A 16,279-nucleotide genomic window follows, 5' to 3' on the forward strand; every position below is an offset into this window, starting at 1 on the left:
GTAGCAAACATAACAGCAATAAGCCTTTGCCTCGTAGAGGCTACCCTCTCCCGCATAAGCCGTACCATCCGGGTAGCACCTACGGCGCACAAAAATTGCTTTCAAACTTTTCTACAAATAGGTAGCACCTAACGGTGCAAGTACCCCAATAAATATATCAGCTAATTTTAAGTGAAAATTTGCTCCCTGATTATCAGAAATCTTACGGCTTAAACTTTAAACAATTACTTGCCCTATCCACGTTTTTAAAAAACTCGGGGCCTTTATCGTTAGTAAAGCAAACGGCCATGATAGTGCCGGTATGGTTACGCTGCAGGGCTATCAGCAAGGCATATTTGTAATGTTTAGTAGCAGGCAGATCAAGCAGGTTTAACAGGTATGATTTTCCCGCATCGGCCTTATAACGTCTTAAAACATTGGCCGGAATGGTACGGATTGGATTTTCACGCTCGCCTGTAAAAGCTGTGGCGTGGGCTTTACTCATATTAATATATATCGAATCGGGATTTTCGGTTTCCCTGTCGATATCATATTGGCCCTGCTCGTAGCTGGTATAGTTTTGCTTTTGGGATTTTACCTGAAACCAAACTTCAAAATCCTGCCCGGGTAACTGCAGGGCGTAGTCAAAAGAAAAATCCTCATCATTGGGGGCCGGAATTTCTTTAAATCCCTTTGGCTGCATGTAAATTACATTGGCCTGGGCAACAAGTTTGGTAAACTCTTTAAATTGATCGGTACCTAACGTAGATTTAGAGTAGCCCGGCTTAGCTTTCGCAGCGGTGTGTTTCTTGTTATTTTGGGCATATAGCGGCCGTGGATTTATCTGGGCAATACTTTTTATAAAGCACAGCAACGATAAAGCCATAAGTAATAAGGGCCGGGTTAGCTTCAAAATAGTTTTCATTTTAGGGGGTATGCAAGAAAAAATCCTTGCTTAACACCATAGGTAAATATATAAACAATTAATTAATCAAAATTCGCGTACCATTAATTAATTGTACGGTGCTTTAACGGAGAGATCAATTATTTAATTGTTATACCAATGATTTTTACGCTATCAATTTACAATTGTTACCTGTTAAAACCAACACAAACGTAACAATTTTGATGCAATTACAAATTGTCTGTTCATTAAAATATAGTTTACCTCATCTCCACATCAACACATAATCCTTATCTTTACCAATCCAAAAGTTTTTATTGAATAATGAGTGACGATCTGCATCAAAACGATACACCAACCCCTAATGAAGAAAAACTACATACTGTTACCTCACTCGATGGGTTATATGAAAACTGGTTTCTTGATTATGCATCATATGTAATTCTTGACCGGGCCGTTCCGCATATTAATGATGGCTTAAAGCCGGTACAACGCCGTATCCTGCATTCATTAAAGGAGATGGACGACGGGCGATATAACAAAGCCGCCAACGTTATTGGTAATACCATGAAATATCACCCGCATGGTGATGCTTCTATCGGCGATGCCATGGTTCAGATTGGCCAAAAAAACCTACTGATTGATTGCCAGGGTAACTGGGGCGACCCGGTAACCGGCGACTCGGCTGCTGCCCCGCGTTATATTGAGGCCCGCTTGTCGAAGTTTGCACTTGATGTTGTTTTCAATCCGGATACAACAGTTTGGCAGGCCAGTTATGACGGTCGTAATAAAGAACCTATCACCCTGCCGGTAAAGTTCCCGCTGCTGCTTGCGCAAGGTGCCGAGGGTATCGCGGTAGGTTTGGCCACCAAAATTTTACCACATAACTTTATCGAGCTAATCGAAGCTTCTATAGCTGTATTAAAAGGAGAACGCCCGAACCTGATGCCGGATTTCCCGACTGGAGGTATGGCCGATGCTTCGTTATATAATGAAGGACAACGTGGCGGCAAAGTGCGCGTAAGGGCTAAAATTATTGAGCGCGATAAAAAAACGCTGGCCATTACCGAAATACCTTTTACCACCACTACCGGTGGCTTGATAGATAGCGTGATCTCGGCTAATGACAAGGGCAAGATCAAGATTAAAAAGATCGAGGATAATACCGCGAAAGATGTAGAGATCATCATCCACCTTGCTCCCGGCATATCGCCCGATGTAACTATCGACGCGCTTTATGCTTTTACTGATTGCGAGGTATCCATATCGCCAAACACCTGCGTGATACAGGATGATAAGCCGCGCTTCATGAGCGTGAATGATATGCTCACCGAAAGCACATTCTTCACCAAGGATTTGCTTAAGCAGGAATTAGAGATCAGGTTAAAAGATTTGATGGAGAAGATCTTCTTCAGTTCCTTACTCAAGATCTTTATCCAGGAGGGGATGTATAAAAATCCCGAATACGAAAACTCTGGCAATTTTGAGGTAGTGCTTGAAGTGTTGAACCGCTTGTTTGAGCCTTTCTTCCCCCAGTTTTATCGTACCATACAGCCCGAAGATTATAAAAAGCTGATAGATAAACCTATGAGCAGCATCACCCGCTTTGACGTTAAGAAAGCGGATGAACAGATGAAGGCGCTCGAAAATGAGATAAAACAGGTTAAACACGACCTGAAACATCTTACCGAATACACCATTGCCTGGTTCCAGAAACTAAAGGATAAATACGGCAAAGACCGTGAACGTAAAACCGAGCTGCGCACCTTTGATAAAGTGGAAGCTGCCCAGGTAGCCTTGGCTAACATCAAGCTGTACGTTAACAGGGCCGACGGCTTTATCGGCTCAGGCCTGAAAAAAGACGAGTCGGTTGAGTATGTTGGCGATTGCTCCGACATTGACGAGATCATTGTTTTCAGGGGTGATGGGCGTTGCATCATCACTAAGGTACAGGACAAGGTTTTTGTGGGTAAAGACATTATCCACGTTGCCGTGTTTAAAAAGAACGATGAGCGCACCGTTTACAACATGATATATAAGGATGGCGAAAGCGGCATCAGCTATATCAAACGCTTCTCGGTAGTGGGCGTAACCCGCGATAAAGAATACGACCTGACCAAGGGTACCAAAGGCTCAAAAGTATTGTACTTTACTGCCAATCCTAACGGCGAAGCCGAGGTGGTGAACGTACAGCTTAAACCTCATTCCAAACTCAAGAAACTGCAGTTTGACGAGGACTTTGCTTCAATAGCTATCAAAGGCCGCGGTTCGATGGGTAATATCATTACCAAATACCCGGTCAAAAAAATCATACTGAAAAGCAAAGGTGTTTCAACCCTGGCCGGTCGCAAGATCTGGTATGATGAAATTTTAAAACGCTTAAATGCCGATAGCCGCGGTAAATACCTGGGCGAATTTGATGGCGACGACCGCATCCTTACCGTGCTTAGCAACGGCGTTTATGAGCTAAGCAGCTTCGATTTAAATAATCACTTTGATGATAAGATGATCCTTATCGAAAAGTATGATCCGCAGGCCGTATTTTCGATAGTGCACATCGAAGGTAAATCTAAAAACTACCTTGTTAAGCGTTTCGCATTTGAAAACATAGCGGTAGGCAAACAGGTAAGCCTGATCAGCGAAGAAGCCGGATCAAAAATGGTATTGCTTGGTCATACCGCGCCGGTAATCAGCATGACACATCTGAAAGGCAAGGATCAAACATCTGAAACCCTTGAACTGAATTTGGCAGATGTCATTGATGTAAAAGGTATGAAAGCCATGGGCAACCGTCTTTCACAGCACCCGGTAAAATCTGTTGAGCTAATCAGCGATGGCATTAACCAGGAAACTGAGGCCGCTGAAGCAGAAACTGAAATTATCGAAGAAGATGCAGCTACATCAGCAGAGGTAAATGAAGATCAGCCTGCGGTTGCTCAGCATGATGAACCGGCAGAACCAGCCGATCAATCAGAAGAGACACCCAAGCCACCCAAAAAGATCGATTTTGAGATCACCAACCCCGACGACATCGATATGGATGACCAGGGACAATTAGGGCTATTTTAATATCAGGCCACCGGTAATAAAACCCGGTGGCTTTTTTATTTAATACTATAGCTAAAACCGCTTACGCGATACTCAAACTATTAGCAAAAAAATGGTTCACGAGCTATAAACACCCTTGTTAGCAGCTGTATTTTCGTTATTTTTGGATATTACTAAATCCTATATCATAAACAGGCATGTACTTTGGCGGTGGCAATTACTATTATCTTATACTGGCATTAGAGGCATTTTGTATCATACATAGCCTCAGGCGTGGTACTCAACAAAAATGGCTTTGGATCCTTATCATAATACCTGTTTTTGGTAGCCTGTATTACATCTACAGCGAAATACTCTCCAACCGTGGTATTCGTGCACCTAAAATCAATGTTGAAGCGGTTATAAATCCGGGGGCCAAAATAAAACGCCTTGAAGACGAGGTGCGGTTTACAGATACTTTTGCCAACCGTGTAAAATTGGCAGATGCCTACCTGGAAGCAGGTCTTACGGATAAGGCCCTCGAAATTTACAAGAATAGCCTTACCGGCGCCTTTGCCGAAAACGAGCACGTAATGGCACAACTCATTGTAGCTTACTTTGAAAAGGGCTTGTATAATGAGGTGATCCCGATTGCTCAGAAACTTTATAAGTTACCGCAATTTGCGCGTTCAAAAGCGCATATCCTGTATGCCAAATCGCTCGAGTTCACTTACCAGGAAAATCTGGCAGAAAACGAGTTTAAGCTGATGAAGGGCCGCTACTCCTATTTTGAACCCCGCTATGAATACGGCATGTTCTTGACCCGAGCAGGCCGGGATGACGACGCATGGCAAATTTTCACCGATATGCTCAATGAGCAATCGCAATTAAGCCCTGTTGAGCGCAAAAGCAATAAGATATGGTTTGCCAAGGCTAAAGATGAATTAAAAAAGTTATCGGCGGCGAAGAAGACGGCGTAAGGTTTCCTTATCATTTAACACAAGCGAGTGCCATTTAGGCATTCATTTTTGTTTAATTAATAAATCGTATTTTTGAATATTCATTATGAATGAAAAACGCTAAAGATGAATTACAACATATCATTCTCGGAGATGAATCGGTTAGCCGAACAAGTAAACTCAAAAAAACCCAAAGTTTCCTTAGAGCAAATGCGGAATCAAGCTTCAAATTTGAAAAACAACAGCAGCTCAAAAGTAAAGAAGCAACAGCAATAATAGCCTTTGCAGAAAAAGAAAATCTATTTTATAAGCCGGAGATTCAAGATATCGATTTCATAAGCGAAGGCGCTGAACAAAAGGTATATCACTTTGACGATTCGCATGTAATAAAAACCAATGCAGGCATCTTCTATGAAACATGGCTGGACTATTTCAATAGCCTGCTTATCCACAATTATTTCTTTCCTGCCACAGCATATACTTTTCTTGGATTTAAAGAAATTAATGGCATACTAAACTCAGTTGTTATGCAGGAGTTTATTTTAACCTCAGAAACAACAGATCTTAAAACTGTAAAAGGCTTTCTGAGCTACAATGGTTTTCTAAACAAACGTAATAACGATTACTACAATGATGAACTGGGATTAATTTTCGAGGATTTGCATGATGAAAACGTGCTTTCTGATAATGGCATTCTGTTTTTTATTGATACCGTGTTTTATATAACCCCTAACTTCTACCGTCATCCTTAAGTCATACTGACATCCTGACACCATCGGGTTAAAAAATTGTTAAGCCACAAAACACAAGTAACCTTTTGCTGACATTAAAACAGTTTAGCCTGTCAATACTTGACATAATGCTTGCTTGGCATAATTGATGTTGCGTATCGGGCTGAAAACTTAAATAAAATAAAACAGTTATAACTATGTCATTAAACATTAAACCTATCGGCGATAGGGTTGTAGTGGAAGCTGCAGCAGCCGAAGAGAAAACCGCTTCAGGTATCTTCATTCCTGATACTGCTAAAGAAAAACCTCAGCGTGGAACTATCGTTGCTGTAGGACAGGGAAAAGTTGACGAGCCTTTAACCGTAAAAGTTGGTGATCAGGTTTTATATGGTAAATATGCAGGTACTGAAATTACCTATGAAGGTAAAGAGTACTTAATCATGCGCGAATCAGACATTTACGCAGTTCTTTAATTTAGACATGAGATGTTAGATATGAGATTTGAGACAAAAGTACTCTTAAATCCTTATCTCGAAAACTAAAAAAATTAAACGATTTGAATTTGAAATGGAGTTTTCTCACATCTCAAATCTCAGATCTCAAATCTTAAAAACAAAATGGCAAAACAAGTTAAATACAATGTTGAAGCACGCGACGCACTGAAACGCGGTGTTGATATCCTTGCTAACGCAGTAAAAGTAACCTTAGGTCCTAAAGGCCGTAACGTAATTATCGACAAAAAATTTGGCTCACCAGCTATCACTAAAGACGGTGTTACTGTAGCTAAAGAAATTGAATTAAAAGACGCCCTTGAAAACATGGGCGCTCAAATGGTTAAAGAAGTAGCTTCAAAAACTGCCGATATTGCAGGTGATGGTACTACTACTGCTACCGTTTTAGCTCAGGCTATTGTAACTGCTGGTATTAAAAACGTTGCTGCCGGTGCAAATCCAATGGATTTAAAACGCGGTATCGACAAAGCTGTTGCTGCAGTTGTTGAAAACCTGAAAACTCAGTCACAAACTGTTGGTGAAGACAATAACAAAATCAAACAAGTTGCTTCTATCTCTGCAAATAACGACGAGGTTATCGGTTCGTTAATTGCTGAAGCAATGGAAAAAGTTGGTAAAGATGGTGTTATCACTGTTGAAGAAGCAAAAGGTACTGAAACCGAAGTTAAAACTGTAGAAGGTATGCAGTTTGACCGTGGTTACCTTTCTCCTTACTTCGTAACCAACGCTGATAAAATGGAAGCTGAATTAGAAAATCCTTTCATCCTGATCTACGACAAGAAGATCTCTTCAATGAAAGAATTGCTTCCAATCCTTGAAAAACAAGTACAAACCGGCAAACCATTATTGATCATCGCTGAAGATCTTGACGGTGAAGCTTTAGCTACTTTGGTAGTTAACAAGATCCGTGGTTCACTGAAAGTTGCTGCTGTTAAAGCTCCGGGCTTTGGTGACCGTCGTAAAGCTATGTTAGAGGATATCGCTATCCTTACCGGTGGTACCTTGATCTCTGAAGAAAGAGGTTACAAATTAGAGAACGCTGACCTTAGCTACTTAGGTACTGCTGAGAAAATCGTTATCGACAAAGATAATACTACTATCATCAATGGTTCAGGTTCTGCAGAAGAGATCAAAGGCCGCGTAAGCCAGATCAAATCACAGATCGAATCAACTACTTCTGATTACGACCGCGAAAAATTACAAGAGCGTTTAGCCAAATTATCTGGCGGTGTTGCTGTACTTTACGTAGGTGCTGCTACTGAAGTTGAAATGAAAGAGAAAAAAGACCGTGTTGACGACGCTTTACACGCTACACGTGCCGCTGTTGAAGAAGGTATCGTAGCCGGTGGTGGTGTTGCTTTCATCCGTGCGGTTGCTTCTATCGCTGACTTAAAAGGTGATAACGAAGACGAAAACACTGGTATCCAGATTATCCGTCGCGCTATCGAAGAACCTCTTCGTCAGATCTGCGAAAACGCTGGTATCGAAGGTTCAATCGTTGTGCAAAAAGTTAAAGAAGGTACTGCCGACTTTGGTTACAATGCACGTAGCGACAAATACGAAAACCTTATTGCTGCCGGTGTTATCGACCCAACTAAAGTAGGTCGTGTAGCTTTAGAAAACGCAGCTTCAATCGCTTCAATGTTATTAACTACTGAAGTTGTATTGGCTGATGATCCTGAAGATGCTCCAGCTGGCGCACCTCCAATGGGTGGTGGCATGGGCGGTATGATGTAATATACCCTGCATTCCGCCAATTGGCGGAGTGTACCAAAATACATACTTTTCAAAACCCTGTCTGTTTTTGCAGACAGGGTTTTGTGCTTTAAAACAGGTTGTTATAGTCATAGAAAGGTAAAGCGACAGTCATTAATCAATCATTTGATTAATTTTTGAATTTTGCGCTTCAGCAAAAGCATAAATTTGCATAACAAATCTGATACAGCCCAAATCAGGCACAGGATTTGAATAATGCAGGTCATGAAACGTCTATCTCAAAAAACTAAACAAATACAAAGCACCCTGGTTGAATGGGTGTTATTCAAGGGCCCCGAGCTCTTCGTTTCCCTGTACAGTTAACAGATAATTATTAACTTTGCGCCCAGTTATGAAACTGGACGAATTTTACACACAGTTCCACCATTGGCTCATTAACCGCGGCCCTAATTATGTAGGTGGACTAATCATATTTTTTATTGGTTTATGGTTTATTAAGTTTTTGCGTGCGAGGCTTCGTTTGCGCATGATGAAGCGCGGCATCCATTCGTCGTTACAACCATTTTTCCTAAGCTTAACCATTACAGCATTATATGTTTTACTTATTATCTGGGTAATGAACATCATAGGGCTGGAGATGAGCATTTTCACCACCATCATCGGTGCATTTTCGGTAGCGGCGGGTTTAGCCTTATCGGGTACCTTTCAAAACTTTGCCGGTGGTGTACTTATCCTGTTGTTAAAACCTTTCGAACTTGAAGACAGCATTGTAGCCCAGGGACAGGATGGCCGGGTGGTATCCATACAAATGTTTTATACCGTATTGATCACTGCTGATAACAAAACTGTCATTATTCCCAACGGAAAACTTTTTAATGAAGTTATTGTCAACGTAACCCGCGAAGGTCGCCGCCGCCTGGATTTTGAAATGCGTGTGGGTTACAGTAATGATATGGAGAAGGCAAAGGCTATCATGACCCATGTTGTAAACGCGAGTAAAGATATCCTTCATGAACCTGCCGCACGCGTAGGTGTTATCAGCCTTGACAATGATTGTGTAAGGTTTACCATCAACGTTTGGGTTGATCCGGCTAATTTCCTTAACGCCAAGATCAACCTGCAGGAGCAAATGCTTAAAGAACTTGCAGCAGGCGGTATCAATTTCCCGAAGCCAGGGTTTTAGGCGTCGGAGAATCAGGAAGTCAAGATCCAAGAAACAAGAAATAATTGCATAGAATCAGGAAGTCGAGATTCGAGAAACAAGAAAGCCCAAAAAGAAAATTCTCTTTGGGCCTTCTTGTTTATTACGGTTCTCATCTTGATTCTTGAATCTCGACTTCCTGACTCTTTTCCTCTTGGCTCTTGAATCTTGACTTCTTGACTCTACAATTCTCAGAGTTTCTGCTTTGCTTTTATTTCCAGGTAGCGGTTCACCGTATTGATGGTAAGATTTTGAGGAGTTGTCAATATGGATTGAATGCCGTGGCTGGCCAGTTCTTTTACCATTAGCTTTTTATCGTAGGCAAATTTTTCGGCTATGGTTTTTATGTAGATACCTTCAACATTGCTTGCAGGTTGTTCGCTCAAGGCACGTAGTTCTGTATTCTCAAAAAACACAACCAGCAGCAAGTGAAATTTGGCTATTCGTTTTAAAAAGGGCAGCTGCCTTTGCAAGGCCGAGAGGCTTTCATAATTGGTAAAGAAAACTATCAGGCTCCGTTGCTTGATAACCCTGCGGGCTGTGACGTAAAGCGCTTCAAGATTAGTTTCTAAAAAATCGGTTTTCTCTTTGTACAACACCTCCAGTATTTTATTCAGCTGGGTGTATTTACTATCCGAGGGTACAACTGCGCCAATCTTTTCCGCTACGGTGATTAATCCGGCTTTGTCCTCCTTTAACAGGGCAACGTTTGATAAGACCAGGCTGGCGTTAATAGCATAATCAAGCAAACTCATCCCCTCAAATGGCATTTTCATTGCCCGCGACTTATCAATTATACAATATACATGCTGCGCTTTTTCGTCAACAAAGGAGTTCACCATCAGGTTTCCCTGGCGGGCTGTGGCTTTCCAGTTAATGGTGCGATAATCGTCGCCGGCCACATAGTTTTTTACCTGTTCAAATTCAAGACTATGGCCGATACGCCTGATTTTTTTTATGCCGATATCCGTCAGCCGGTTTGAAATGGCCATGAGCTCATATTTGCGCATCTGTAAAAAAGATGGATAAACGGCCAGTATTTCTGTCTGTTCAAAATTATACCGCCGTTCAATCAAACCCAGGGCCGATTTTACAAAAACACGGATCCAGCCAAACTCATATTCGCCGCGGCGGGTAGGCCTCAGCATATAATTGATCTGTTTACGCTCGTTGGGTTTCAAAGCAGTTTCAAACCAGACATCGCGCTTTTGAAACTGAACAGGGATCTCATCAATAATGCTCACGTTTATATTAAAAGCATAACGATTTTCGATATAAATGCTCAACTCATTCTCATCGCTGTTGCTCAATCTTTCGGGAGTAATCCGCCTTGCGAATACCCCTTTGCTTGTTTTCAGCAGCATCAACAAATCAATCGCTAACAGGATGATCAGCACCCAGAAAAACAACTCTGGGATAACACCAAGCCATGGAAAAAAGAATTCGAGCAAAAACAGAAGCGCGCACACCCCAAGTCCGGTAAATAGCCTACCGGTTAAAAACAGGTTTTTATAAATTAAACCAAACAGTTTTTTCACAACCCTGGGTTAGCGTGGCACTTCAATTTTCTGAATCATCTGGGCTATAACAATATCAGGGGTTATACCCTCCATTTCCCTATCGGGGGTGAGCATAATACGGTGTCTTAACACCGGCGGTACTACGTAAATAATATCATCGGGGGTAACAAAATCTCGCCCATTGATTGCGGCCATAGCTTTAGCCGCATTAATAATAGCTAATGAAGCGCGTGGCGAGCCGCCAAGTTGCAACGATTTATTGTTGCGGGTTTCGTGAATTACTTTGGCGGTAAACTCTATCAGTTTATCCTCAACATGTAAAGCCCTCACCTGCTTCCTCAGTTCATTAATATCAACGGCCGATAATACAGGCGCTATGTGGCTCAGCTGATCGGCAGTTCTTTGCTGGTGCTGTTGGGTCACAATAGCTATTTCCTCTTCAAGCGTTGGGTATTTCACCTCTATTTTGAACAAAAACCTGTCTAACTGCGCTTCAGGCAGGCGATAAGTACCTTCGTGCTCAACCGGGTTCTGTGTAGCCAACACCGTAAATGGTTCTTCCATCTTGTATTGATGCCCGTCGATAGTTATCTGCCGCTCTTCCATCACCTCAAATAGTGCCGATTGGGTTTTAGCAGGAGCACGGTTAATTTCATCTATCAGGATAATATTACCAAAAACCGGTCCGCGTTTAAATTCAAACTCAGAGGTTTTGGGGTTGAATATCGATGTTCCCAAAATATCTGATGGCATAAGATCGGGCGTAAACTGAACGCGCGAGTATTGGGCATCGATAGCTTTGGCGATAAGTTTTGCGGTAAGTGTTTTAGCCACTCCCGGAACACCTTCAATAAGTATATGACCATCGGCCAGAATGCCTGCGATAAGCAGGTCGATAGATTCATGCTGCCCGACTATGATAGTACCGAGTGTAGCTTTTATCTGTTCTACCGCAGCGCTAAGCTTGCTCAGATCGGTACGTTGTTCAAAAAATTCATTTTCCATATTTACCTGGATCGTATATAAAATTGTTCAATAAGGTGGTTTGCTTTAATAAGTTCCTGATCAGAGATAGGGGCCTGGCTTAAGATATAATTGATAACACCAACCATTTCGCGCGTTTCTTCGATATCCATATCGGCACGGCTGGCCAGTGTTGCCGTAAATTCCTGATCAATTTTATTGGTTTGCAGCCTGTATTTCTGCCTGATGTATTCAAGCAAATAGGCTACCTTCTTTTGGGCTATATTACTGTTGTCGCGGCGCTCATAATAAACCTGCCCTACTACAGTCACAAAACCCAGGGTACTGTTTTCAAGCGGTGTAATAACGGGTATGATACGCTGGCGGCGTTTCATCTGGTAAAGTACATACACAATAACACTTATGAGCGAAATGAAGTAAGCCCAGCGTAATGGTTCCTTAGCAAAAAGCACCCTGAATTCCGATTCTTCACCATCGCGGCCGATGTTATAATATTCGTCCCAGATAATGGTTTTATTGTTTTTAAGGTATGATAATGCTTTGGCAGCAAACTCAGCGCCGTCGGGCTTCAAAAGGCTGTAATTGGTAAAAAGATTAGGGTCGGTACTTAAATACAAAGCCCCCTTTCCCATATTGAATTTTAAGACGGTGCTTTGATTGCGCGCATTCTGCACCAGCGAAATTGCCTTTGCTGTATCAAAAGCACTAAAATATTCTCCGCGAAGGTCTTTCTCTATAATATATTCTTTATGAGGATCGAGAGCGCTGTTAGTAAAATGAAGGGTATCGGGCTGTTCCCTTACCTCATAATTGATATTCGTTTCCAATTTAAATTTATTGGATAGTGTATCCCCAAAAGATGTAGATGAGATAAAAACATCGTTCCCCTGTTTAATAAAAGGGATCATCTTATCAAAATCGGGCGTTGTGATAGCCGCGTAATTGGAGATAATGATATAAGTTGCATTAGTTACCTTATGATCATGAAGCACATTATACATGGGCTCACGGTAGTTTTTCACCTTAGCACCAGGAAAAATATCAGGTAAGCGATCGTATAGTATTTTGCTACCTAATGGAATCTTAGCCTCTTTTAAATAAGAGGGTGTCCAATCAATAGGTTGCGGTTGCTGATATTGGGCCACCAGGTAAATCACCAATATCAATGAAGCAATAAATATGTACGCTTTAAAATCCCTCATCCTAAGTTTTGTTTAAACTGCTTAAAAAGGGTATCTATTTCGGTAAACGACGTGCTATCTACCCGAAAATCGCCGTACCATATATATTCAAACTGCCTGGTAAGTATTCTGAAGAGCCGCTTTCTTTCCCCCTCGGGTAATTCATTAAGATACGCCATATTAGTTTTACCCACCTCCCAGTTAATGATCCCGGCATCATTAAGCTGCTTTAAACTATACAAGTACAACAGCCTCACTGCAAGGCGATAATTATGCCCGGCAATAGCCTTTTCAATTTTGGCATCAAAGTTTACTTCATGAATATTTTCTATTGATTCGGAATAGGTAAAAGGGATATCACGCGCTTTGCCTCTGAAAACCGATATGGCGTTGATGCCGGTTACCTTATAAAGTATAAACAATACGAATACAACACCGATAGCTACTTCAAGGTAAAAATAAAACCTTCGCGATCCGGCAGCTGCAAACAACTTGCGGTCAATCATTTGCCAAAACCATCTCCAGAACCGATTCCAAAGTGTTTCGCCCGGCAAATCGTCCTTGTTATATACAAATTCCTGATCCTTGAGATAGTTGCGGATTTTCTTCTCATCAAAGCTTCGCGGTGCCGACAATTGTGTGGTGTCAATCTTCAATACAGCCGGAGGGGATTTCTTTTCCGGCATCTTTTTTCCGTTGTCATCAGCAAAACAACAGACGACTGAAAAAATAATAAACGTTAAGGCTAAAAAAAGGCGGCGCATATCAATACTCTTCTTTTAGCTTAGTCGCTTCACCATCATCGTCCTTATCCGAAGTTAGGGGCGTCATGATACGTTCCATCAAGCCAATGCTTTCTTTATCTTCTACATAACTATAATAAGCTACCATCAAGCCGGTAACCGGCACAATATTTACTATTTGTACAACGCTCATACAAATGCAATAAATAATCACCACAACAGATGATACATTATATGGTAAAAACGTTAACGTTCCGCCCGAGATGATAAAGGAAGGAATAGCAAAGAGCAAATAAACGGTGTACACCAGGATAATAATAACAAAAATCACCCCGAAGGTGCTCCACCATTTCTTTTTTATAAGCTTAAAGCATTTTCCAAATGTGCGGCCAAAGCTTGAATTTTCGCCAATCATGATAGGGAAAAACAGGCTTAATACGGTCATAAAATAGCACATAGGCACCATTACACATATCAGGCCGGTAAAACCCGCGGCTACCGGGCTTACGAGGCTCATAGCGGCGGCAGGTAACACACATATAATTACAGTAGGAATTGCCATCAGAAACAACAGCAACATGGAGCCGGATACCCGCCAGAAATAATATTTGAAATAACCCCACACTTCATGCACGGTTGGCAATTCGCCCTTTTTCTGGTTATAGATAACTACGAAACTGGATACCGTTAAAGTTGATGCGATAACATTCAGGAAGCCGAATATCATTACCATAAAATATTCGATACCAAACGGGCTCCTGATGTATGAACCACTTCCGCCTAATGATTCTTTATGTGTATTAATTACCTTAAACTGAAGTAAAATAGAGAACAGTATATTTCCGGCTATAAAAAAACCACATAATATGGCATATGCTTTTAATAGTCCTTTCCAGTTTTGGATGATAAAAACTATGGCATCATTGATAATTTCGCCAAAATCACGCGACTGCCTTAATGTAATTTTCGGGATCATTAATTATTGTGACGGTTTAGTTTGCGGTTTAAATATAAGGGGTAAATTACAACATAGGTAACAATAAATACAAGAGATGCAATCATTATAAAACAGCTAAGCCATTTAGGCATTTCTGTATGTCTGGTTACAAAACTCTCAAATATAGCTGCCATTACAATAATAGGCAATATACCCATCGTGATCTTAAGGCCATCAACAGCCCCTCTTTTTAATGAAACCAAACGGCTGTACGTTTTTGGGAAAATAATGCTGTTTCCTAATATAAGGCCTGCTGCTCCTGCAATAATGATACAGGATATTTCAAGGGTACCGTGGATCCATATTACCAGTATCGACTGCAGGCCGAGTCCTTTACTTATAAAAAAATACTGAAATGAGCCCAGCATGATCCCGTTTTTCAGTAGCAGAAATAGCGTACCAACAGAAAAGAACATACCGGCTACAAAGGTTAACACGGTTATAAACAGGTTATTTTCGGCTATCTGAACAAACATTAAAAAAGGATCCTGATCCTTATAAACCCCAAAAGGATCGCCTTTGGCTATATTTTCATTGGTCATGTTCACATAACCATCGCCCATGATCATGTTTACAAACGTATTATCATATTTTGCGGATAAAGCACCTATCAGGCAAAAGGTGATAAAAAAAACAAACGAGATAAGCAGCTGCTTACGGTACTTTGCAAATACCAGGGGCAACTCCAGCATCCAAAACTGAACAAAACGGTTCCTGCTTTCTTTTTTACTTTTATATATGGATTGGTGAAAACGTGCAGCCAAGCCGTTTAGGTACTTGGTTGTACCTGAGTTTGGATAAAAGGTTTTAGAGTAGGCAAGGTCGTCGGTAATTATAATAAACTGCTCTGCTAAAACATCCGGATCGTTAGTGGGGATGTTTTCAAACTCTTTCCACTTCCCGGTTCGCTGCTTAATAAATAAAGCCTCTCTCATTAAATTGCAGGTATAATTTTTTGTTTAAAATAACAACAAAAAAGTAATTGGCAATCAATTTAATTTAATTACTGAAACTTATATTTGTTAGGTATGCAAACAATAGCGATAAAAACAGCACAAAATATTGATATCGATTATGAGGTAGCAGGTCTTGGCGAACGGATACTGGCCCGCCTGATAGATTATGCGCTGTACCTTGCTGTATATCTGATTTATATATGGACAAACGGATCAAGTTATCATCCCTCTGTATTTTATAGTTTCACGCTGCCGCAAATATTATTTTTGATTTTTTATGGCTTTTATGACATCATTACCGAGCTATTGTTCAACGGACAAAGCTTAGGCAAGTACATTATGAAAATTAAGGTAATAAGCCTTGATGGGGGCCGCCCGCGCTTAGGACAATATCTGTTACGCTATATTTTCAGATTGATTGATTTTGGGTTAACACTACAAATTGGCGCGATCATATCTGTTGCCGTTACCGAAAATAAGCAGCGCATTGGCGATATAGTAGCGAACACAACCCTGGTACGCACAAAAACGCGCACCAGCATTGATACATTGAACTTTGTGCATATAGAGGAAGATTATCAACCGGTAATTCCGGAAGCGGTAATGCTTGCCGACTCAGATATATCATTGATACATGAAGTGCTTAATCATTTTAATAAAACCGCCGACGTTATTTTTGTTGACCGCATGGCCGAACGCATATGCAAACAACTTGATATAACTATTCCTCCCGACCTCACTTCGTACAAATTTTTAGTTGCTGTTTTGAAAGATCACAATTATTATGTGTTAAACGTTAGCCCGCAACTTATTTAACCCTATCTCAAAATACTTATTTGTAACAGTATATACTTTATTCTTTCATAACA

At 41.1% G+C, this 16,279-nt stretch carries 14 protein-coding genes; 7 read left to right on the forward strand and 7 right to left on the reverse strand.

Annotated elements, in window-relative coordinates; genetic code table 11:
- Positions 1 to 202: 202 nt before the first annotated feature.
- The gene (locus DEO27_RS22335) at positions 203 to 904 is read right to left on the reverse strand and encodes a hypothetical protein (protein WP_146749985.1); all 702 of its coding nucleotides are present in this window, start codon (positions 902 to 904) and stop codon (positions 203 to 205) included.
- Positions 905 to 1,207: 303 nt separating this feature from the next.
- On the opposite strand from DEO27_RS22335, the gene DEO27_RS22340 reads away from it, so the two are divergent.
- The 6 genes from DEO27_RS22340 to DEO27_RS22365 all read left to right on the forward strand — a co-directional run bounded on the left by DEO27_RS22340 (position 1,208) and on the right by DEO27_RS22365 (position 9,011).
- Positions 1,208 to 3,952, forward strand: a complete 2,745-nt coding sequence (locus tag DEO27_RS22340) for a DNA gyrase/topoisomerase IV subunit A (protein ID WP_112568775.1) — start codon at positions 1,208 to 1,210, stop codon at positions 3,950 to 3,952.
- A 176-nt stretch (positions 3,953 to 4,128) separates the two neighbouring features.
- Positions 4,129 to 4,890 carry a hypothetical protein gene (locus DEO27_RS22345; RefSeq protein WP_112568777.1) on the forward strand — a complete coding sequence of 254 codons (762 nt, stop codon included), beginning with the start codon at positions 4,129 to 4,131 and terminating at the stop codon, positions 4,888 to 4,890.
- A gap of 89 nt (positions 4,891 to 4,979) precedes the next feature.
- Positions 4,980 to 5,621, forward strand: coding sequence for a hypothetical protein (locus DEO27_RS22350; RefSeq protein ID WP_112568779.1), 642 nt, complete (start codon positions 4,980 to 4,982; stop codon positions 5,619 to 5,621).
- A gap of 176 nt (positions 5,622 to 5,797) precedes the next feature.
- Complete coding sequence (groES, locus tag DEO27_RS22355) at positions 5,798 to 6,073, forward strand: co-chaperone GroES (RefSeq protein WP_022834050.1); 276 nt, start codon at positions 5,798 to 5,800, stop codon at positions 6,071 to 6,073.
- A 144-nt stretch (positions 6,074 to 6,217) separates the two neighbouring features.
- The gene (groL, locus tag DEO27_RS22360; RefSeq protein ID WP_112568781.1) at positions 6,218 to 7,849 is read left to right on the forward strand and encodes a chaperonin GroEL; all 1,632 of its coding nucleotides are present in this window, start codon (positions 6,218 to 6,220) and stop codon (positions 7,847 to 7,849) included.
- Between the two features lie 370 nt (positions 7,850 to 8,219).
- Positions 8,220 to 9,011 (forward strand): mechanosensitive ion channel family protein, encoded by a 792-nt coding sequence (locus tag DEO27_RS22365; RefSeq protein WP_112568783.1) that lies wholly within the window; start codon positions 8,220 to 8,222, stop codon positions 9,009 to 9,011.
- 209 nt (positions 9,012 to 9,220) lie between these two features.
- On the opposite strand, the gene DEO27_RS22370 is transcribed toward DEO27_RS22365, so the two are convergent.
- The 6 genes from DEO27_RS22370 to DEO27_RS22395 form a co-directional block, all read right to left on the reverse strand.
- A complete protein-coding gene (locus DEO27_RS22370; RefSeq protein WP_112568785.1) occupies positions 9,221 to 10,567 on the reverse strand; it encodes a DUF58 domain-containing protein in 1,347 nt (448 codons plus the stop codon).
- A 9-nt stretch (positions 10,568 to 10,576) separates the two neighbouring features.
- On the reverse strand, positions 10,577 to 11,554 hold the full coding sequence (locus DEO27_RS22375) for an AAA family ATPase (protein WP_112568787.1): 978 nt from the start codon (positions 11,552 to 11,554) through the stop codon (positions 10,577 to 10,579).
- 2 nt (positions 11,555 to 11,556) lie between these two features.
- Positions 11,557 to 12,735, reverse strand: coding sequence for a DUF4350 domain-containing protein (locus DEO27_RS22380; protein ID WP_112568789.1), 1,179 nt, complete (start codon positions 12,733 to 12,735; stop codon positions 11,557 to 11,559).
- Positions 12,732 to 13,400 carry a DUF4129 domain-containing protein gene (locus tag DEO27_RS22385; protein WP_112568791.1) on the reverse strand — a complete coding sequence of 223 codons (669 nt, stop codon included), beginning with the start codon at positions 13,398 to 13,400 and terminating at the stop codon, positions 12,732 to 12,734. The genes DEO27_RS22380 and DEO27_RS22385 overlap by 4 nt, the downstream gene beginning before the upstream one ends.
- A 79-nt stretch (positions 13,401 to 13,479) precedes the next feature.
- Positions 13,480 to 14,433 carry a hypothetical protein gene (locus tag DEO27_RS22390; RefSeq protein WP_112568793.1) on the reverse strand — a complete coding sequence of 318 codons (954 nt, stop codon included), beginning with the start codon at positions 14,431 to 14,433 and terminating at the stop codon, positions 13,480 to 13,482.
- Positions 14,433 to 15,389 carry a stage II sporulation protein M gene (locus DEO27_RS22395; RefSeq protein ID WP_112568795.1) on the reverse strand — a complete coding sequence of 319 codons (957 nt, stop codon included), beginning with the start codon at positions 15,387 to 15,389 and terminating at the stop codon, positions 14,433 to 14,435. The genes DEO27_RS22390 and DEO27_RS22395 overlap by 1 nt, the downstream gene beginning before the upstream one ends.
- 93 nt (positions 15,390 to 15,482) lie before the next feature.
- Between DEO27_RS22395 and DEO27_RS22400 the strand changes: the two genes are divergently transcribed.
- Positions 15,483 to 16,226, forward strand: a complete 744-nt coding sequence (locus tag DEO27_RS22400; protein ID WP_112568797.1) for an RDD family protein — start codon at positions 15,483 to 15,485, stop codon at positions 16,224 to 16,226.
- Positions 16,227 to 16,279: the final 53 nt, after the last annotated feature.

Source organism: Mucilaginibacter rubeus (assembly GCF_003286415.2).
Lineage (GTDB): Bacteria > Bacteroidota > Bacteroidia > Sphingobacteriales > Sphingobacteriaceae > Mucilaginibacter > Mucilaginibacter rubeus_A.

Excerpts from the sequence above, each read along its gene's own strand:
- DEO27_RS22365 (WP_112568783.1), top strand. The coding sequence starts at position 8,220 with ATGAAACTGGACGAATTTTACACACAGTTCCACCATTGGCTCATTAAC.
- DEO27_RS22340 (WP_112568775.1), top strand. The coding sequence starts at position 1,208 with ATGAGTGACGATCTGCATCAAAACGATACACCAACCCCTAATGAAGAA.
- DEO27_RS22350 (WP_112568779.1), top strand. The coding sequence starts at position 4,980 with ATGAAAAACGCTAAAGATGAATTACAACATATCATTCTCGGAGATGAA.
- DEO27_RS22380 (WP_112568789.1), bottom strand. The coding sequence starts at position 12,735 with ATGAGGGATTTTAAAGCGTACATATTTATTGCTTCATTGATATTGGTG.
- DEO27_RS22335 (WP_146749985.1), bottom strand. The coding sequence starts at position 904 with ATGAAAACTATTTTGAAGCTAACCCGGCCCTTATTACTTATGGCTTTA.
- DEO27_RS22345 (WP_112568777.1), top strand. The coding sequence starts at position 4,129 with ATGTACTTTGGCGGTGGCAATTACTATTATCTTATACTGGCATTAGAG.
- DEO27_RS22390 (WP_112568793.1), bottom strand. The coding sequence starts at position 14,433 with ATGATCCCGAAAATTACATTAAGGCAGTCGCGTGATTTTGGCGAAATT.
- DEO27_RS22400 (WP_112568797.1), top strand. The coding sequence starts at position 15,483 with ATGCAAACAATAGCGATAAAAACAGCACAAAATATTGATATCGATTAT.
- DEO27_RS22385 (WP_112568791.1), bottom strand. The coding sequence starts at position 13,400 with ATGCCGGAAAAGAAATCCCCTCCGGCTGTATTGAAGATTGACACCACA.
- groES (WP_022834050.1), top strand. The coding sequence starts at position 5,798 with ATGTCATTAAACATTAAACCTATCGGCGATAGGGTTGTAGTGGAAGCT.
- groL (WP_112568781.1), top strand. The coding sequence starts at position 6,218 with ATGGCAAAACAAGTTAAATACAATGTTGAAGCACGCGACGCACTGAAA.
- DEO27_RS22395 (WP_112568795.1), bottom strand. The coding sequence starts at position 15,389 with ATGAGAGAGGCTTTATTTATTAAGCAGCGAACCGGGAAGTGGAAAGAG.
- DEO27_RS22375 (WP_112568787.1), bottom strand. The coding sequence starts at position 11,554 with ATGGAAAATGAATTTTTTGAACAACGTACCGATCTGAGCAAGCTTAGC.